Raw genomic sequence first — 16,394 nt, forward strand, 5'->3', positions numbered from 1 at the left:
GAAAAGGGACGCCTCGATGGAAAAGAAGACGCTTCGTCCGCATCAGAGAGAGGCCGTGGATGCGGTTATCCGTGCTCTCGAATTTCCTGCAAGATCACTTGTGCCCGAGCGAGGGCTCCGGACCCAGGTAATCATGGCCACCGGATCCGGCAAGAGCCTCGTCGCCGTGCGCAGCGCGGAAGAGCTCCACGCGGGGCGTGTGCTCGTGCTCGTGCCCAGCTTGGATCTTCTGGCCCAGACCGAGGCTGCGTGGCGCGAGGGAGGCCGCACAGGTCCGATGATCGGGGTCTCCTCCCTGCGCGGGGAGGAGGTGCCCTTCCCCAACACCACAGACGTGGACGAGCTGGTCGACTGGGTGCGGCCGTTCGACAAGGTGACAGTGTTCGCCACCTACGCCTCCCTCGGGCTGGGAACCCTGGAGCGCGCGCACGCCGCCGGCCTTCCAGGGTGGTCGCTGATCGTCGTGGACGAAGCTCACAGGGTCTCGGGCCGGATCGGAAAGCCCTGGGCAGTCGTCCGCGACAACACCCGCATCCCCGCCTTGCGGCGGCTGTACATGACCGCCACACCACGGCTGTGGCAGCTGGACGAGGACGCCGAGCAGGGCGCGCCGGGTGAGCTGGTGGCAAGCATGGACGACTCCCCCGACTCGCCCTTCGGCAGCCGGTGCTTCACCTTGTCGCTCTCGGGTGGCCATCGACCGGGGCATCTGTGCCCCCTACCAGGTGGTGTGCGTGGACGTCACGGACACCCAGCTTCAGGCCGCCCAGCTGCTCGGTGCCGAGGGCCGTACGGACGAGATGCGCGGGACGCGGCTCGCCGCCCTGCAAACCGCCCTGGTAAAGGCGTCCTCAGAGGAAGGGTTCAAGCGCACCCTCGTCTTCCACCACGTCGTAAAGGAAGCCGAAGCGTTCGCAGCCGGCCTCCCGAACGTCGCCAAGCGGCTGCACGACGCCGACCCGGAGCTCTACCCGAAGACGATCTGGGCCGACTGGCTGTGCGGAGAGCACAAGCCCAGCCACCGACGGCGCGCCCTCGCCGAATTCGCCGAGGGCACCGCCACCGACGGCACCGTCGTGGAGAAGAGCTACCTGGGCTCCGTGAAGGTCCTCGGGGAAGGAGTCGACACCCGAAACTGTGACTCCGTGTACTTCGCTGACGTACGCGGCTCCATGCCCGACCTCGTCCAAGCCGTCGGCCGGGCGCTGCGGATCCAGCCCGGTGAAGGCAAGGTCGCTTCCCTCGTGGTACCGGCCCTGCTCGGGCCCGGCGAGACGGCGGACAACATGCTCACCAGCCGGGCGTTCGCCGGGTTGGCCAAGTTCTTGCAAGCGCTCCGAGCGCACGATGCCCGCATCGTGGAGACCCTCGCGGAGCCACAGGCCCAAAGCCGCTCCAAGGGCGTACATACACGTTCCGGAGGCGAGGAGAGCCTGGAAGGCGAGGGCGTGGAAGAGCAGCGTGGGCCGTCGGCGCCGGCCCAGGCACTGCTGAAGTTCAGCACGCCCCGCGACCCGGCCCAGCTTGCCGCGTTCATCAACCTCCGCGTCCTCAACCCCGAACACCAGCACTGGCGATGCGGCATCGAAGCCGCCACCCTCTACCACCGCCTCCACGGCGCCCTGCGCGTGCCATTCACCTACCGAGTGCCCGAGCGTGACGAGGCGTAGAAGGCCGGGTGGCCGGCCTCGCTCGCCGGATTTCCCTTGGGGCAGTGGACCGCCGACGCGAGAAGGTTCTACGCCCGCGGCGACATGGACGCCGACCGCATCGCGCAGCTGGGGAAGCTCGGCATGATCTGGTCCCACTACGACATCGCCTGGGAAGAAGGCCTCACCGCCGCCCGCGGATGGGCCGCCGAGACAGGCAACCTGCTCGCGCCGCTGGACGCCACCCACCAGGGATACCGGGTGGGGACCTTTCTGAAGAGCGCCCGGGCAGCCGCCCGGCGGGCGCAGGAGAACGAGCAACGGCGAGCCGAGTGCCTCCCGGTCCAGCCGCCGGCCGGGACGTTGCCGGAAGAGCGACGCGAGGAGCTTGCCAAGATCGACCCCGCCTGGTGCCCCATCTGGCCAGTCGCCTGGCAACGCTGCTTCCACCTCACCCGCCTGCACCTGGAGGGAGGCGGAAAGCTGCCCACCACGCCGGGCAAGATGCTGGTGCAGTCCGAAGATCTGGGACGCTGGGTCCGAGCCCAGCGCCTCGGCTGGGACACGCTCACAGACGTGCGCAGCAATGGATGCTGGAGCACATCCTCGGCATCCAACCCGCCGACGAGGACGAGAAACCACGCCCACGCACCAGCCAGGCCGACAAATGGGCCATGCATCTCACAGCAGCCCGCCAGTACTACGAACGCGAGGGGCACCTCCGAGTGCCTAGGAAACATACGGAGACGATCACCATCAGCGGCAGGAACAACGACAGCGAGGAGCAGGAGCAGCGGGAGCTGTGGCTGGGTGCATGGGTGAGCAACCAGCGCTCCCGGGCCGCGTCGCTGACCCCGGAGCGAGTGGAACAGCTGTCTCAGATTGGCATGCGGTGGGCGTAGGCCACGACCGGCTGGCCATGAACCATTCCGGCTTTCCGTTGTTCAGCATCTGGTCGATGGTGCGGGCGAGGCCTTTCTCGTCACCGTGCGCGATCCACGGAACGTCATCGAGGACGCCGGTCAGGTGGTGCGGCGTACGGTGCGGGCCTCGTCACGGGCCCACAGGTTGAGCAGGCGCATGGCGTCGTCGAAGGCGGTGCCGGGTTCGGAGCTGAAGGTGAGGATGGTGATGTCGGGGTCGGCGGCGAGGTGCAGATTGTCGTAGGCGAGGTCCATGCGTCCGGCGATGGGGTGATTCACGCGTTTGAGACCGGTCGTGTGCTGGCGAACATTCTGCGATTCCCACCTGGTGATGCCGATCTCGAATTTTGGCTCTGTCCGCAGTTCCGTGAATCCCCAGGTCAGCGGGGGGAACGAGGGATCGTTTCAGCAGTGTGTTTCCTGCCATGGCGAGCAAGACCGTCGAGGCTGTGCTGTTTCCCGGGATCGATGTGCGAGTGGAGCGCGTCAGCGCCTCCACCGACGTCCTTGTGGTGGAGGCGGTGTCCACCGCTCGCCCGGGCCGATGCCCGGACTGTCGGAAGCAGGCGAGGCGTAAACACAGCATGTATCCAAAGCGCAAGGCCATGAAGTTACGGACTGATCGTCGGCGTCAAGATGTTGATGCTGAGGGTGGCCGTGTAGGTGCGTCGGTCGACCTTGAGGCTCTTGTATGCGTATGGGGACAGGGGTCGTTTCACTGTGCGGGGGCTGATGCGGAGGCGGCGGGCGGGCATGAGTTGGTCCAGGACGGCTCGGCCGATCGTCCCGATGAGGTCGATCACGGTGTCGGCGATGATGCCCGCGGCCTGGACGATCTGATCGCGGGCGCATCGGAGCGCGACGCTGAAACTGCCCCGGTCTGGGTCTGCTCCGGGTGTGGTCTCGGTGGCGTCGGCGATTGCGATCCGCAGGACCTGGTAGGCACTGAGCAGGGAGTAGACCTCCTGGGCGATACCGGCCCAGGTCTTCGAGCGCAGGACCCGGCGGCCCAGCATCGACTTCTTGATTGCGAAGTAGGCGGACTCCACTTCCCATCGCTCGTGATACAGGCTGACCAGGTCGGATGCGGGGTATCGGTGGTGGTCAAGGAGGTTGGTGGCCAGTCGGTAGAGCCCGGTCTGACGGCCCTGGCTGGTAGTGATGGTGATCTCGCACTCGATGATGCGGACCTCGATGCCGCCGAAGCGGGAGAGGTAGGAGCCGTCGTCGAAGCGGGCCAGGGCCGGGGGCTTGCGGGCGGCCGAGACGCGGGCCAGGAAGGCGGCGTGGGTGCCGGCGACGGCGGTCAGGAACGGGGTCCCGGAGAAGCCCCGGTCCAGCAGGACGATCATTCCGGCGTGGAGGGAGCGCGTCAGTCGCTTGCCGTAGACGGTCTCGCCGCTGGACCGGGGGCCGAAGGCGGCGTCCAGGACCGCGCGGGTGCCGCAGGCCACCAGCGCGGTCAGGCAGATCTGCGGGTAGCCGGAGGTCGCGTACTGGTTGGTGCTCTTGCCCAGGCGGGCGCGGTGCAGCGGGCTGTCGGGGACGTCGAGGTAGGTGCCGTCGATCGCGACGGTCAGCAAGCCCTTGAAACGGGCGCCGACGGTGCGGACCGCCGTGGCCGGCCCGCGCAACAGGTCGAACAGGGCCCGCATGGGGCGGACACCGAGACGGGTCCGGGCGTCCCAGAGCGCTGTGCCGGTGACCTTCGCGACCGGTATCGCCTCCAGCGCGGCGGTGAGCTTGCGCCAGACGGCAAGGTAGCCGCAGTCCTCGAACAGGGCTGCGGCCAGCAGCAGGTAGACCACCACCCGGGCGGGGATCTTCCGCAGTCGTTGCTGGACGGCACCGGTCTCGGTGAGGGCCGCATCGACCATCTCGAACGGGACGATCTGGGTGAGTTCCCCCAGGTGACCAGGGGCGAACAGGCCCTTGGCTACCGTGATTTCACGCGTGATGACACACTGATCGGACAGCGGAGCCTCCGGTGCTGTGAACGGCTGTCTTGGTCGACTGCCAGTTCTACCGGGGCTCCGCTTCTCACGTCCGAAGCCGCCGCAGATCAGAGCACACTTGCCAACATCCCCGGAGCCGTAACTTCATGGCCTTAATCCAAAGCGCCCTGGATGAAAGGCCGTTGGGCTCTCGCCGGGTCATAGTCCGGCTGAGGGTCCGCCGGTACTTCTGTGACCGGAAGAGTTGTTTCCGCAAGACGTTCGTCGAGCAGGTGCCGGGACTGTCCGAGCGGCACCGCCGCTCCAGCACCGGGCTGACAGGCTGGCTGTGGTCGATCGCGATCGAGCTCGGCGGCCGTCCGGCCGCGCGGTTGTGCCGCCGCCTGCGGCTGGTCGCGGGCCGGACCCGGCTGCTCAGGCTATTGACGGCGCCGACGGTGCCGGACGGTGCGCCGCGGGTGCTGGGGGTGGACGAGTTCGCCTTCCGCAAGGGTTGCACCTACGGCACCGTGCTGGTCGACGTCGAGGCCCGCCGGGTCGTGGACGTTCTGCCCGACCGGACCTCCGAAACGTTCGCGGCTTGGCTCACCGAGCACCCTGGAGCCGAGATCATCTGCCGGGACCGGGCCAGCGCCTACACCAAGGCGGTCAAGGAAGCCGCCCCTCATGCCCTGGAAGTCGCTGATCGCTGGCACCTGTTGCAGAACCTGTCTGCTGCGGTGGAGAAGACCTGCCATCAGCACGGCGACTGCCTGCGCAAACGTGCCGAGGAGGAGACGGTGACCGAGGTGCCGGAGCCACCCCCGATGCTGTTACCGCCCGCGGAACTGCCCCGCACCCAGATCATCGAACGCACCCGCCACCGCTACAAGGACATCCACCGCCTGCTGGAGAAGCGCTGGACGATCAGCGCCATCGCCCGCCGCCTGAACCTCGACCGCAAGACCGTGCGCCGCTTCCGCGACACCGACCTCGATGAGCTGCTGGCCTCCGCCCGCGAGCGCCAGCCCAACGGCGTCCTGGAGCCGTTCAAGGCATACCTCAACGTCCGCTTCACCGAAGCACATGGCCAGGTCAGCGGCACCCAGCTGTTCCTGGAGATCCAGGCTCGCGGCTACCGCGGCAGCCGCGCGGTTTCGTACTGATCTATCACCCAGTACGGGTGCGTCTCGGCCGCCAGGCGTACCTGGCGGCCGAAGCACACGGACCGAGCCTAGAGAAGCTGTTTGTAGAACGGCCCCTCGGGAGCAAAGTTCGCGGATCGCACGATCACGTCCTCGCCCCGCAGATAGGACACCATCCAGTCCGTGAAGGTCATCGCGAACTCGTGGTATGTACCTTCGTCGGATTCATAGACTCCGACGGCCCAGTCATCGGAGCCCGGATGTGGGACCCGGAAGAACATGCTCTCGCCCGACGCCGCGCCGCCCCAGGGGAGTAGTTCACCGGGGGCCGTCCCCACCCGACTCGGAAACTCCTCCTCTGCAATCTCGGACCAAGCAGCGATCGCTTTCCGAACCTTGACTCCGAGATTCGCAAACTCCACGCCTGGATGACCGATGTTCACCTGGTTGTTGATGAGAATCGGACCGTATGCGTCACAGAACCGTCGGAAGTCATCCGGGAATCGCGCCCCGGTCGACTCCTCGAGCTCGATCCAGGCAGTTGGATCGGACCAATGGAATCGCGGCTCTCCGAGCAGGTCAAGTAGCTCTTCGAATGTGGCCATGTACCTTCCTAGCACGTGGTTACGACCAGCTCATCCAGGGCGTCGATCCCTCCGAACTCATCAAGGCCGAGATCTATCCCCGAATCTGGGACTCGCCCGCCTCACTGGAGTGGGCCCGCGACCTGTTCACTCCCCTGACAGAGTTCTTCCGCAACGCCGCGTCCACCGGTCACGCGATGCTGATCTGGATCGATTGACCCCGGGGTGTGAGGGGAATCCCGGCCGGATCGGCTCGGGTGACCCGGGGCTGCGGCAGTACCGGCTCGGTTCTCGCTCGACGATCTCGTCACCCAGTGCGCGCGGCGGTCCCGGCCAGGTGGCCGACAGCGTCCGGACACAGGCAGGGCGGTGGGCGGCACTACCACGAACAGCGGCGAAAGGATCCCGGTGCCCGGCGCACCAGATCGGGCGCCGCGCGCCCGGCTCATGCCTGCCCGACCAGAGCGGTGATCAGGGTGGCCACGCCGCCCTGGACCGCGGCCAGGACGGAATCCCTGGCGCCGCCCGCGATCACGCTGCTCAGCGCCCGCAGCCGGCCCGGTTGGGATTCAACGGCGGCGACCACCGCGCCGGGGTCGGTGACGCTGCCGTCGGCGGCGACCGCCCCGTCCCGGCTGAGCTGAGCGATGAAGGCACGCAGCTCGGCGACCGCGGCGTCCAGCTCGGCTCGGGGGACGCCGGCCGAATTGTTCACCGTGAAGGTGTTGCGGTCGCCGCTCTGGACGTACTTGCTGCCGCCGACCTTGTCTCCGGATACGAAGTCCGGCATCTGACTGCCTTTCTCCCGTGCCGGGGCCCTATCGCCCGGCGTTGATGTGGTTACCACTGCCGGACTGCTGGTACTTGCCCCGGCCGATCTTGTCGCCCATCACGAGGTCGCCCCGGACCTGCACGATCCGCTCCTGCTGCGGCGGGTCCTCGATGGCGCCGACGATCTCGCTCTTGATCCGCTCGATCTCGTCGTACGCAGTGCCGGACAGCGCCGTGTACTGGGTGCCCGCCGGTCGGGAGATGTTCGCCAGCGGATAGACCTCGTGTCCGATCTGCACGGTCCGCTTGCTGATGCGGATCTCACCTACGTACCGCTTTCTCGCCACAGCATGCTCACCCCCGCCTGTTCCCTGTTGTGTTCCTCGGTGCTGCGACCCGCCTGCCCGCTATCCGCCCGCCGCTCCCGGCCCGGACGGAGCGGCGCGCTTGAGCACGGCCACCCCCGGCCCGGCGAGCCGAGGCATCGCGGCGGCGTGGCGACCGGAGACCAGGAGGAGCAGCGCGGCGATCGGCCCCCCGACCTCCAGGCCCGCCCCGGCCGCCCAGTCGACGTCGGTGGCGGTCAGCCGCAGGCCACGCAGCCGCTTCTGGGCATGGAACGGGAAGCCCCGCCGCCAGGTGTGCTCGTGATCAGTTCCGTGGTGGCATCGTCGCGCACCCCTGCATGGGCGAGGATCTCCGGCGGCGGGTAGCCGGCGAACGCGCGCATGTGGACAGCCCAGGCGGCAGCCGCGGCACTCCAGCCGCGTTCGAGGCCCAGAGTGTCGGGCCGCCGGTAGAGCAGCAAGCGGCTCAGCATGGCGCTCAGTTGCGCCCGGTCGGTCCGCGGGTCGCGCAGCAGGTCTGCCGCCAGCTCCCCCGGCGTGTACTCGCGCAGCCCGCCGAGATCGGTGCCGATGATGGCCAGCGCCCGCTGGCCGCCCTCCATCCGGAGCCACGCATCCAGCGCCTCCTGCGGCCCCTGGACGACCCCGTGCAGGGTCAGGCGCCGACGGTCGAAGTCCGGGCGGTCCGCGCCGGTCGGCCCCGCCGTAGGCGCGGCCGGTCGGCCCCGCCGTAGGCGCTTCCTCCGGCCGGAGGGGGGCGCTGCTGGAGGCGACCCGGACCAGTGCGTAGGCATCCGGTCCTCGGTCCGGCAGCCACAGGTGGAGGTCCTCGGGGCGGGGGACGCTCGGCTCGCTCATCGAGGCTCCTTCGGCGGTCGGTGCCGCTTCGGGGGCGTCGACGGCGGCTGGCGGCAGCATGCCCGCAGCGGCGCCGGCGGGGCCGCTGCCGGGCGCAGCGGGTCCGCCTCGTGGGAACATTCGGCGCTTCCTCAACGCCCGCGTCCCGCACGGCGGGACGCGGGAGGCGGACGGGGTCCGCGCCGCGGCTGCGGCGGGTCCAGAGCCGGGCCTCGGGAGCGTGTGGCGGCCGCTGCGGTCAGCGTCCCTGCCCGTTGCCCGGGCGGCGCGGACGGCGGGCCGTGGGCCGGGGCCGGCGGCGCTGAGCAGCACCATCTGCCGGGGCGCCCGGCGAGGAGAACCCGCCCGGTACGGCCGAGCGCGGAGCCGGGACCTGCGCGGGATCCCTCTCGGCTGCGGCAGGCCGGGGCCGGGTGGCACGGGCCACGACCGTGGCGTGGGAGATCAGGGGAGCGCAGGCCGCGCAGACCTCCTCCACGCTCCACACCCGGCCCACCGTCGGGTCGTGGCGCAGGATCATCACCACCACGCCGGCGCAGTGCACTCGCATGTCCGGGTGGGCGGCGCACTGCTGGGCGCGGCAGTGGCAGGAGGCGTTGGGCCGGATCGTGGCCGCCTTGGCGTGGGCGGCGGCGTGCTGGGCGGCGAAGGTGCGCATCGCGGCCAGGTTCTTGGAGCGGGCCGGCATGCGGCACGCGGCCGTGCTGCAGGTGACGGTGGCGGTGCGGTCGCTGTGGCCGGTCAGGCGGACGGTCCAGGACCGCCCGGGGACGCGTTCGGGGATGCCCTCGGTGGTGGATTCGCTGTACGCGGTCGTCACAGGCCGTCCGATCGTGATGCGGGGAAGTGTCCGATCACTATGAACTACCCGCCGTGCCCATGCGCGGCACATATCCGCGCGGTGCCGCACGGTCCCAGACGGTGAGCCGACCGGATGCGGAGATGTCCCAGCGGGCGAGCCGTGTGCCTGCGCGCCAGCCGCTGCAGGTCTTGGGCCAGCCCGGTGAACGGCGCGCTGGCCGTGATACCGGGAGTCCGCGTGCCGTGCCGCCGATCCGGCGTGCTCGTTGTGCAGGACATGAGCGACCTGCCTCTGCCGCACCGTGAGTACATCGACGCTGTCGTCGCAGTGCTCGGCGACCTCGCGGGCGGCGAGGTGACAGTGGAATACGACGGACGGGGCATGGGAGCGCTCATCGCCCTCGCCGACGAGGAGTACGACGAGGAGGAACTGCGGACCCTGCGCACCGTGCTGCACTGGTCGACCGTCAACGGGTGGACGTACGGCTACAGCGGCCCCGACGCGAACGGCAGCGATCTGGAGCAACTGCTCACCGCGCTCGTCCCGCACCCGGCCGAAGTAGCCGACGCCGCCCGCCACGCCTCCCAGGTGCTCACCGAACAACTCCCGCTGCACGCCGCCGAAACGCCCACCCACAACAGGCCGCTCCCGGCCCACCTCGCAGCAGCCGTCGAGACCGGCGGGCTTCCCCCGTCGCTGGCGGCACAACTCGCCCTATACACGCCTGCCTGACCACCCGGAGCGAAAACCTGTGGGATCCCCCCGGCCCCGTCGTCCACGCAGACCCTCTCCGAGCGGATCCCGAGCAACACGTGGGTGAAGTTCCGCGCCCAGGTCACCGACACGTCGGTACACCTGTGCCAGTTCGCCGCCGCGACGCCGACCAACCCGTCGTGGCAGACCACGCTCGTGGACACCGACTTCCGCGGCCAGCACCTGTGGACCCACAAGCACGAGGTCGGCGGCTTTGGCGCGGTGAAGGTCGCCACGTCGTACTGCACCTGCCTGCGTGCCTGAGGACTGGCAGACGGGTCGCAGGGCCCTCGAGCGGCCGGGCCCACCGTCGGCCTTCGGCGAAGAGGATGTTCAGGGGGCCTGCGGCCACTACCGTGGTGCGGAGGGGGGTGGGATGCCGGAAGCCTCAGGAACCCGTCCGGACATGCACGATCTGTCGTATGGGCGGTCCATCGAATCAGTCACCTCAGTCGCGGCGCCGTTGCTGGCTGCTGGAGCCGTGGCGGTGCTCGGCGTCGTGGCTGCCGACGATGACAAGTTCAGGTGGCCGGGCCCGTCGATTCTGCTCCTGGCAATGGCAGCGATCGCACTCGTGGCCTGTGTGCAATTCCTGACGCGTTTCCCGGTGAGCCACCTGCGCCCGTGCTGTAACTGAGCGCTTCAACCGGCCGACGAGTGTGCAATCGACTACGTGAAGCGCCTTGGTTTGCCCGGGCAGGTTGATGGCGACGCTCGCTCACGAGTCCGGCAGAAGGAGCCAGACTTCGGAGAAGGTGAGACCGTGCTCGTCGGTCACCAGCCCGCACGGGCAGCCCAGTGTGATCAGGCGCCAGTCGCAGGCCACTGTCCAAGGGCCGTCCGCACTTGCGCACCCAGGGCAGTGGAAGGTGCCGGCCGTCCACACGTGGGGGGCGGGCCTACCGTAGTGCCGGAATCGACCCGGGTACTGGACCTGCCACGGCACGGCCGGGGGCGTGAGCGCAGCGGTCCCGGACGGGCCCGGGGCGGCCAGGGCGGCGAACAGCGCGGTCAGGTCGGGGAGCAGAGCTTCGCCCGCCTCGGTCGGCGGGACCGGCAAGCCGTCCGCCGTGTCCTGGGGAACCAGGTAGCGCGGAGCCGCCGCAGCGGCCGGCGGGTTCGGGGCGGCGTACCAAGGCAGGAGGGCGCGAGCGACAGCGGCCAGAAGGGCGGCGGCCGGCGCACTGACGGCACCTGCATCGAGGTGATGGACTGTGGTGCGCCAGATCCGCTGGAGCCGTCGGTCCCGGTCCGTGGCCCGCGCCCGTGCGCCGCCGTGCCCGCGGGCGGGCAGTGGGGCGGTCAGGCGGGCCAGGACCCGGGCCGCCACATCGGCATCCGCATCGGTGGGGCGCCATCCCCCGGCAGTCAGGAACTGCCGGGCTCGGCCTGACTCTCGGGTCAAGGCGCGCGTCAGCAGCTGTTGGGCACCGCAGGCCGTCACGGGAGTGTCCTGCCCGCTCGACATGGCGCCCCCGTCCCGCTGTTGTCCCGTCCCCGTATCCATCGCGTTGTGCCTCGGCGCCCGCCCTGCGACAGGAGACATCACATCACACGATCGTGCGGGCGCCGACGAATACGGGGCGGCTTCCAGCCTGGCTGGTCTCACTCAGCGCATTCCGTCACCTCGAGAACGGCATTGCGTCGGTTCCCCTCAAGCGCGAAGCGGGGTTCTGGGGCACCGTTCCCACGCCCTTCACAGAGCGCTCCGCCTCGGCCGCCTCCACAGACCGCACCCTCTGAACGGGCAGCCTCCCCCCGGCGCAGCGACGGCCGGGCGGTGGGCTGGTTCAAGGCCGCCGCCCTGGGTTGTCAGAAGCCGGTTTCCCAGAGGTCCTGGGGATCGTGCTCGATTTTGACCAGGAGGCGGGTGAACTCCTGGTTGTCGAAGAGAACGTCGAACATCATTGGGGGTACTTGCGTGCCGTTGATGACGGCCGTGGGGGTGCCCGGACCGGTGGCATCGGGCCCGTCGGCGAGTTCGTACGCCTTCTCGGACCGGGTGACGAAGTCGCGGTACTTCATCGTCTCAACGGCCGCGTCGAAGGCCGGGCTTCGCAGGCCGTCGACCTTGCCCGCCAGCTTCAGGAGGTAGGCGGTGGTGTAACCGTCGACCTCAGCTTCAGGCTGATGGCGCAGGAGCACGTCCTGTCAGCCGAGGTCGAAGCCGTGGGCATGTGCCCAGTCGGTGGCCCGGCAGGTGAAGGCGCGAGCGGCAGCGCTTTGGTAGGTGCTTTCACGGTGCAGGAGTGTGACGGTGCGGGAGGGGAGGGCCGGGGAGAGGGGGATGGGGGTCAGGTGGGGGTGGTCGCAGGTGATGGCATCGGGCAGGACGGTCGCGAGCGGAGTGCGAGTCACGATTTCGGTGAGGGCGCTGATGGAGTTGGCCTCCACCGCGATCCGCGGCTGCACCTGGTGTTCGGCGAGGTGCTGGTCGATGTACCGGCGGGTGGCGAAATCGCCGCTGAGCATTGCGAGATGGCGTTCGCGGAGGTCGGTGACGGGCAGGGGGCCGCGGTTGTGGGTGTCGGGATGTTGAGAGCCGACGACAAGGCTGAGGGTCTCGGTGAACAGTGCGGCTGCCTCGATGCCCGGGAGATGGGCGCCTGTGAAGGCGATGCCGAGGTCGAGCCGGTCGCTGAGCAGATCAGCTTCGATGCGGTCCTGGGTCATCTCGCGCACGTCCAGGGTGACGCCGGGATGGCGGGTGTAGAAGTCGGCAACAAGGGGGCCCGTGAGGTAGGCCGTGAAGGTGGGGGTGACGGCGAGGCGGAGGTGCCCGCGGGAGAGGTCCTGCACGTCCAGCACCGCCCGCTCGCCGGCCGCGAGGTCCTGTAGCGCACGCTGGGCGTAATGGGCGTAGGCGGTCCCGGCGTCGGTGAGGCGTACGGTGCGGCCGGTGCGGTCCAGCAACTGGACACCCAGGGCCTTCTCCAGTTGCCTGATCTGCTGGGACAGGGTGGGCTGGGCGATGTGCAGTTCCTCGGCGGCACGGGTGAAGCTTGCGTGCTCGCCGACTGCGAGCAGGTAGCGCAGATGACGCAGCTCCGGCTTCATGACCGCAACCATAGATGCGGTCGATTGCAGCCAGTGCTATTGAGTCTTGGACGCTGCATATACAGGTCGTGCACTGTGAATGGGGTCAGCCCCAGCGGCAATCCGATCAAGGAAAGTACGGGCCATGCGTCATCTCGCCCAGGGGGTAGACCGCTTCCAGCGGAAGGTTTTCCCCGCCAAGGCCGGGCTCTTCACCCACCTGGCCACCACCCACCAGCCCGGCACGATGTTCATCAGCTGCTCTGACGCCCGCGTCGTCCCCGAGCTGATCACCCAGGCCGACCCCGGCGAGCTGTTCGTCGTCCGCACTGCTGGCAACCTCGTCCCCGCCTACACCTCCAGTGCCGACGGCGTCACCGCCAGCATTGAGTACGCGATTGTCGTCCTGGGCGTGAAGGACATCATCGTCTGCGGGCACTCCGCGTGCGGCGCCATGACCGCTCTCGCCGAAGGCCACGACCTGACCAGCACCCCGGCCATTGCTGGCTGGCTGCGCCACGCGACTGCCGCCCAGGACCTTACCGAACCTGCCGAGAGCGGACAGAAGGTCGCCACGCTGGTACGGGAGAATGTCGCCGCCCAGCTGGCGAACCTAGCCACCCACCCCTCGGCGGCCCGCGCGCTGGCTGAGGACGGCCTGCGGATGCACGGCTGGATCTTCGACATCCCCACTGGAACCGTCGAAGAACTCGACACCGGCACGCACCCCGCCCTCGCGGCCTGACCCATCCCTTCGCCCCCCGGTCATCCCGGACGCCCGTGTCCCGCTCGGTGCGACCGCTGTCGCCGAGCATGTCCGCGCGGACGGCCTGTGGATCTCGCCGGTCCGGCGGCCGGCCGCGGTACTGTCGGCGAGGTCGCTGCGGCATGTACCGGTCCGCGAGCGACCTGTCCCGGTGAGCGGAGAGGGGCTCATCGACAACCTGACGGATCATCACGCAAGGCCGGCGGTACAATGGGCCCGTGTCCCGACCTGCGAATCCCCTCGTCCGTGAGAACCTCCTCAACGCGGGGTTGACCCTTTTCCACTCCCAGGGATTCAACGCGGTAGGCCTCAAAGAGATCACGGACATGGCCGGTGTGCCCAAGGGCTCGTTCTACAGCTACTACAGCAGCAAGAACGCCTTCGCCGCTGCCGTCCTCAGGCAGTACTGGGCTGCGATCGTCCGCAATCACGCGCCCATACTCAGCGACGAGTCCACTCCGCCGGTACAACGCGTCGCCCGGTTCTTCGAGGCCATGACCCGGGACCATGCCGAGCAGGACTTCGCCTTGGGATGCCTCATCGGCAATATGACCCTCGAACTGTCCGACAGCAATCAAGAGGCGCGCGAGGAACTGGCCGCCATCATGGACCACTGGTCCCGCCTGGTCGCAGCCTGCCTCGCGGAAAGCGGAAGCGGGCAGAACGCCGCAGCTTCCCCCGAGACGACCGAGCTGGCGTCCATGCTCATCGAATCCTGGGAGGGCGCGGCCATGCGGGGCCGCCTCGACCGGAGCAGCGCCCCTTACGACCGCTTTCTCGCTACAGCCCTGCCACGGCTCCTCGGCACGCAGACGACCTCCGTCTGAGGGCCGACACTCCGCAGCGCCCATGCGTGCGGGCACAAGTCGATGACTCTCGGTTATCGGATCCACACGAATCGCTTATGGATTCATAGACGACTGGACAGTTATGATGCAGTTGCTCTTACACCTTCGAGCTACCCATCAGGAGTGCACTCATGGCGTCCAACCAGACCAACCCCTACGCAGAGCCCTCCGCGCCCGGGCTTCCGGACAGCGGCTTCCGTCTCGACCTGTCACGCGCGGCTCTCGTCGTCACCGACCCGCAGATCGACTTCCTCAGCCCGGCCGGTGCCACATGGGAGGTCTTCGGTGACAGCGTCACCGACAACGACACCGTTCTCCATATCGGGCAACTGCTCGAAGCCGCCAAGGCCGCTGACATCACCGTGGCGATCTCGCCGCACTACTACTACCCGTCCGACGATGGCTGGCAGTTCGGCGGCCCGCTGGAGCAGTACATGCACGCTGTGGGCATGTTCAACCGCCAGGGCTCTCTCACTCTCGACGGCTTCGCGGACTCCGGGGCCGACTTCCTGCCCGCCTACCGGGAGCACATCCTCGACGGCAGGACCATCGTCACCTCGCCGCACAAGATCTTTGGGCCCGAGTCGAACGACCTCGTCCTTCAACTGCGCAAGCGCGGAGTCTCGCAGGTCATCCTGGCCGGCATGGCCGCCAACCTGTGTGTCGAGAGCCATTTGCGTGAACTCATCGAGCAGGGCTTCGAAGTGGTCGTCGTGCGTGACGCCACAGCCGGAGCCCGGCTTCCCGAAGGCGACGGGTACCTCGCCGCGCTCATCAACTACCGCTATCTGGCCAGCGCGACATGGACGACGGCGGAAGCCGTTGCGGCGCTGCGCGAACACTGACCACCGCATCCGACGACCGAAGGACGTCCATCGTGAACCGAGCCGAAGTCACCGAGCAGATCATCGAGGCGAAGATCAGGAAAGGAATCAGGTGGGCCGACGTCGCCGACGAGCTCGGCGCGAGCAAGGAATGGGTGACCACGGCCTGCCTCGGCCAGATGACCTTGTCAGCCGATCAGGCGAAGAAGATCGCCCGTATCTTCGACCTGCCCCGCACGGCCGTCGCAGTCCTCCAGACTCCTCCCGTCCGAGGGCAGAGCGAGGCCGCCATGGCCTCGGACCCGCTGATCTACCGCCTCCGTGAGATCGTCGCCGTCTACGGCCCGACGATCAAGGAGCTGATCCACGAGGAATTCGGGGACGGCATCATGAGCGCCATCGATTTCCAGCTGACCCTGAACCGCCGAGAAGATCCCAAGGGCGATCGGGTCGAGATCGTCCTGAACGGCAAGTACCTTCCATTCCCGGGAGCCTGACCGCAGTTGGATGTGGTTCCGATTAAGAGGCCGCGTCAGATAGGCGTGGTGGTGGTACCCCGGCAGCAGCGCAGGCACGGGTCTTGGCAATCATGGAGTTGCGACGCTCTGTGATCACCAGGGGACCCGTGCCTGCACCTCCGTCATGGCTGACCGCACCACTCTGGAGCCACTTCGCTGCTCTGCTGCCCGAGCGACCGGCCTACGCGCCGACGGCGTTGTCAACCAGCCACCTCCTCAACAACCTGACAACGCCCTCCTCGCCACTGGAGTCCCCATGAGCTACGACAACCTTCTGATCGTGCTGGCCATAGCGGCCGCTGTGCCGCTTCTGCTCGCCACCGTCCCCCGGCTTCCCCTGCCCGGCGCGGTACTCGAAATCCTGGCGGGCATCATCCTCGGCCCGGCCGTGCTGCACGTCGTCGAGGCGGACACCGCCGTCGACTTGTTGTCGGTCATCGGCCTGGGCTTCCTGCTGTTCCTCGCCGGCCTGGAGATCGACATCCAGCAGCTCCGCGGGCCCCGCGCGCGGCTGATCGGCACCGGCTTTCTCGCCTCGGCCGCCCTTGCGGCTGCGGTCGGCTGGCTCATGCACATCGCCGGACTCGTCGAGAATCCCCTGCTGGTCGGCACTGCTCTCATGGCGACGGCGCTGGG

The 16,394-nt window shown here is 68.5% G+C and carries 22 protein-coding genes and 3 pseudogenes; 15 read left to right on the plus strand and 10 right to left on the minus strand.

Annotated elements, in window-relative coordinates; genetic code table 11:
- Positions 1–16 precede the first annotated feature (16 nt).
- From ABT078_RS42930 to ABT078_RS42945, 4 genes and pseudogenes are all read left to right on the plus strand, one after another.
- Positions 17–514 (plus strand): annotated as a pseudogene (locus tag ABT078_RS42930) (DEAD/DEAH box helicase family protein); the annotation flags it as partial.
- A gap of 220 nt (positions 515–734) precedes the next feature.
- Positions 735–1,670 (plus strand): helicase-related protein, encoded by a 936-nt coding sequence (locus ABT078_RS42935; protein ID WP_502981429.1) that lies wholly within the window; start codon positions 735–737, stop codon positions 1,668–1,670.
- A 36-nt stretch (positions 1,671–1,706) separates the two neighbouring features.
- A pseudogene (locus ABT078_RS42940) lies at positions 1,707–2,000 on the plus strand (helicase associated domain-containing protein); the annotation flags it as partial.
- Positions 2,001–2,239: 239 nt separating this feature from the next.
- A complete protein-coding gene (locus tag ABT078_RS42945; protein WP_502981430.1) occupies positions 2,240–2,551 on the plus strand; it encodes a helicase associated domain-containing protein in 312 nt (103 codons plus the stop codon).
- 120 nt (positions 2,552–2,671) lie between these two features.
- Here the strand turns inward: ABT078_RS42945 and ABT078_RS33295 are convergent, their stop codons facing one another.
- Both ABT078_RS33295 and ABT078_RS33300 read right to left on the minus strand, forming a co-directional pair.
- Positions 2,672–2,956: an MmyB family transcriptional regulator gene (locus ABT078_RS33295; protein WP_351234467.1), complete on the minus strand. Its 285-nt coding sequence runs from the start codon at positions 2,954–2,956 to the stop codon at positions 2,672–2,674.
- Between the two features lie 227 nt (positions 2,957–3,183).
- Positions 3,184–4,548 (minus strand): IS4 family transposase, encoded by a 1,365-nt coding sequence (locus ABT078_RS33300; RefSeq protein ID WP_351234469.1) that lies wholly within the window; start codon positions 4,546–4,548, stop codon positions 3,184–3,186.
- A gap of 29 nt (positions 4,549–4,577) precedes the next feature.
- On the opposite strand from ABT078_RS33300, the gene ABT078_RS33305 reads away from it, so the two are divergent.
- Positions 4,578–5,672 (plus strand): ISL3 family transposase, encoded by a 1,095-nt coding sequence (locus ABT078_RS33305; protein ID WP_351234421.1) that lies wholly within the window; start codon positions 4,578–4,580, stop codon positions 5,670–5,672.
- A 68-nt stretch (positions 5,673–5,740) separates the two neighbouring features.
- Here the strand turns inward: ABT078_RS33305 and ABT078_RS33310 are convergent, their stop codons facing one another.
- Positions 5,741–6,256, minus strand: coding sequence for an SMI1/KNR4 family protein (locus ABT078_RS33310; RefSeq protein WP_351234423.1), 516 nt, complete (start codon positions 6,254–6,256; stop codon positions 5,741–5,743).
- On the opposite strand from ABT078_RS33310, the gene ABT078_RS33315 reads away from it, so the two are divergent.
- Positions 6,247–6,453 carry a DUF1877 family protein gene (locus tag ABT078_RS33315; RefSeq protein WP_351234425.1) on the plus strand — a complete coding sequence of 69 codons (207 nt, stop codon included), beginning with the start codon at positions 6,247–6,249 and terminating at the stop codon, positions 6,451–6,453. The two genes, ABT078_RS33310 and ABT078_RS33315, sit on opposite strands and share 10 nt — an antisense overlap.
- A gap of 227 nt (positions 6,454–6,680) precedes the next feature.
- On the opposite strand, the gene ABT078_RS33320 is transcribed toward ABT078_RS33315, so the two are convergent.
- The 4 genes from ABT078_RS33320 to ABT078_RS33335 all read right to left on the minus strand — a co-directional run bounded on the left by ABT078_RS33320 (position 6,681) and on the right by ABT078_RS33335 (position 9,031).
- The gene (locus tag ABT078_RS33320) at positions 6,681–7,025 is read right to left on the minus strand and encodes a hypothetical protein (protein ID WP_351234427.1); all 345 of its coding nucleotides are present in this window, start codon (positions 7,023–7,025) and stop codon (positions 6,681–6,683) included.
- A 28-nt stretch (positions 7,026–7,053) separates the two neighbouring features.
- Positions 7,054–7,353 (minus strand): hypothetical protein, encoded by a 300-nt coding sequence (locus ABT078_RS33325; RefSeq protein ID WP_351234429.1) that lies wholly within the window; start codon positions 7,351–7,353, stop codon positions 7,054–7,056.
- Between the two features lie 236 nt (positions 7,354–7,589).
- The gene (locus tag ABT078_RS33330; protein ID WP_351234431.1) at positions 7,590–8,147 is read right to left on the minus strand and encodes a hypothetical protein; all 558 of its coding nucleotides are present in this window, start codon (positions 8,145–8,147) and stop codon (positions 7,590–7,592) included.
- Between the two features lie 302 nt (positions 8,148–8,449).
- Positions 8,450–9,031: a hypothetical protein gene (locus ABT078_RS33335; RefSeq protein ID WP_351234433.1), complete on the minus strand. Its 582-nt coding sequence runs from the start codon at positions 9,029–9,031 to the stop codon at positions 8,450–8,452.
- A gap of 258 nt (positions 9,032–9,289) precedes the next feature.
- Between ABT078_RS33335 and ABT078_RS33340 the strand changes: the two genes are divergently transcribed.
- From ABT078_RS33340 to ABT078_RS33350, 3 genes are all read left to right on the plus strand, one after another.
- Positions 9,290–9,745 (plus strand): DUF6292 family protein, encoded by a 456-nt coding sequence (locus tag ABT078_RS33340; protein WP_351234435.1) that lies wholly within the window; start codon positions 9,290–9,292, stop codon positions 9,743–9,745.
- Positions 9,746–9,829: 84 nt separating this feature from the next.
- Positions 9,830–10,030 (plus strand): hypothetical protein, encoded by a 201-nt coding sequence (locus tag ABT078_RS33345; RefSeq protein ID WP_351234437.1) that lies wholly within the window; start codon positions 9,830–9,832, stop codon positions 10,028–10,030.
- Between the two features lie 142 nt (positions 10,031–10,172).
- On the plus strand, positions 10,173–10,403 hold the full coding sequence (locus tag ABT078_RS33350; protein WP_351234439.1) for a hypothetical protein: 231 nt from the start codon (positions 10,173–10,175) through the stop codon (positions 10,401–10,403).
- A gap of 81 nt (positions 10,404–10,484) precedes the next feature.
- On the opposite strand, the gene ABT078_RS33355 is transcribed toward ABT078_RS33350, so the two are convergent.
- The 3 genes from ABT078_RS33355 to cynR form a co-directional block, all read right to left on the minus strand.
- Positions 10,485–11,096 (minus strand): hypothetical protein, encoded by a 612-nt coding sequence (locus ABT078_RS33355; protein WP_351234441.1) that lies wholly within the window; start codon positions 11,094–11,096, stop codon positions 10,485–10,487.
- A 482-nt stretch (positions 11,097–11,578) separates the two neighbouring features.
- Positions 11,579–11,911, minus strand: coding sequence for a DsbA family protein (locus ABT078_RS33360; protein WP_351234443.1), 333 nt, complete (start codon positions 11,909–11,911; stop codon positions 11,579–11,581).
- Between the two features lie 6 nt (positions 11,912–11,917).
- Positions 11,918–12,823: a transcriptional regulator CynR gene (gene cynR / locus ABT078_RS33365; protein WP_351234445.1), complete on the minus strand. Its 906-nt coding sequence runs from the start codon at positions 12,821–12,823 to the stop codon at positions 11,918–11,920.
- Between the two features lie 124 nt (positions 12,824–12,947).
- On the opposite strand from cynR, the gene ABT078_RS33370 reads away from it, so the two are divergent.
- The 6 genes and pseudogenes from ABT078_RS33370 to ABT078_RS33395 all read left to right on the plus strand — a co-directional run.
- Positions 12,948–13,547 (plus strand): carbonic anhydrase, encoded by a 600-nt coding sequence (locus ABT078_RS33370; protein ID WP_351234447.1) that lies wholly within the window; start codon positions 12,948–12,950, stop codon positions 13,545–13,547.
- A 239-nt stretch (positions 13,548–13,786) separates the two neighbouring features.
- Positions 13,787–14,395 carry a TetR/AcrR family transcriptional regulator gene (locus ABT078_RS33375; RefSeq protein WP_351234449.1) on the plus strand — a complete coding sequence of 203 codons (609 nt, stop codon included), beginning with the start codon at positions 13,787–13,789 and terminating at the stop codon, positions 14,393–14,395.
- A 152-nt stretch (positions 14,396–14,547) separates the two neighbouring features.
- Positions 14,548–15,261: a cysteine hydrolase family protein gene (locus tag ABT078_RS33380; protein WP_351234451.1), complete on the plus strand. Its 714-nt coding sequence runs from the start codon at positions 14,548–14,550 to the stop codon at positions 15,259–15,261.
- A gap of 32 nt (positions 15,262–15,293) precedes the next feature.
- The gene (gene cynS / locus ABT078_RS33385) at positions 15,294–15,737 is read left to right on the plus strand and encodes a cyanase (protein ID WP_351234453.1); all 444 of its coding nucleotides are present in this window, start codon (positions 15,294–15,296) and stop codon (positions 15,735–15,737) included.
- Between the two features lie 128 nt (positions 15,738–15,865).
- Positions 15,866–15,952 (plus strand): annotated as a pseudogene (locus ABT078_RS33390) (IS5/IS1182 family transposase); the annotation flags it as partial.
- Between the two features lie 62 nt (positions 15,953–16,014).
- On the plus strand, positions 16,015–16,394 hold a 380-nt coding region (locus tag ABT078_RS33395), incomplete at its 3' end, for a cation:proton antiporter domain-containing protein (RefSeq protein ID WP_351234455.1).

Source organism: Streptomyces sp. NPDC002133 (assembly GCF_040296405.1).
In the GTDB taxonomy this organism is placed as follows: Bacteria; Actinomycetota; Actinomycetes; order Streptomycetales; family Streptomycetaceae; genus Streptomyces.

Bases quoted from the DNA above. Each gene is read 5' to 3' on its own strand.
- ABT078_RS42945 (WP_502981430.1), top strand. From the start codon at position 2,240: ATGCTGGAGCACATCCTCGGCATCCAACCCGCCGACGAGGACGAGAAA.
- ABT078_RS33315 (WP_351234425.1), top strand. From the start codon at position 6,247: ATGTGGCCATGTACCTTCCTAGCACGTGGTTACGACCAGCTCATCCAG.
- ABT078_RS33310 (WP_351234423.1), bottom strand. From the start codon at position 6,256: ATGGCCACATTCGAAGAGCTACTTGACCTGCTCGGAGAGCCGCGATTC.
- ABT078_RS33320 (WP_351234427.1), bottom strand. From the start codon at position 7,025: ATGCCGGACTTCGTATCCGGAGACAAGGTCGGCGGCAGCAAGTACGTC.
- ABT078_RS33330 (WP_351234431.1), bottom strand. From the start codon at position 8,147: ATGCCTACGCACTGGTCCGGGTCGCCTCCAGCAGCGCCCCCCTCCGGC.
- ABT078_RS33340 (WP_351234435.1), top strand. From the start codon at position 9,290: ATGAGCGACCTGCCTCTGCCGCACCGTGAGTACATCGACGCTGTCGTC.
- ABT078_RS33350 (WP_351234439.1), top strand. From the start codon at position 10,173: ATGCACGATCTGTCGTATGGGCGGTCCATCGAATCAGTCACCTCAGTC.
- cynR (WP_351234445.1), bottom strand. From the start codon at position 12,823: ATGAAGCCGGAGCTGCGTCATCTGCGCTACCTGCTCGCAGTCGGCGAG.
- ABT078_RS33370 (WP_351234447.1), top strand. From the start codon at position 12,948: ATGCGTCATCTCGCCCAGGGGGTAGACCGCTTCCAGCGGAAGGTTTTC.
- ABT078_RS33380 (WP_351234451.1), top strand. From the start codon at position 14,548: ATGGCGTCCAACCAGACCAACCCCTACGCAGAGCCCTCCGCGCCCGGG.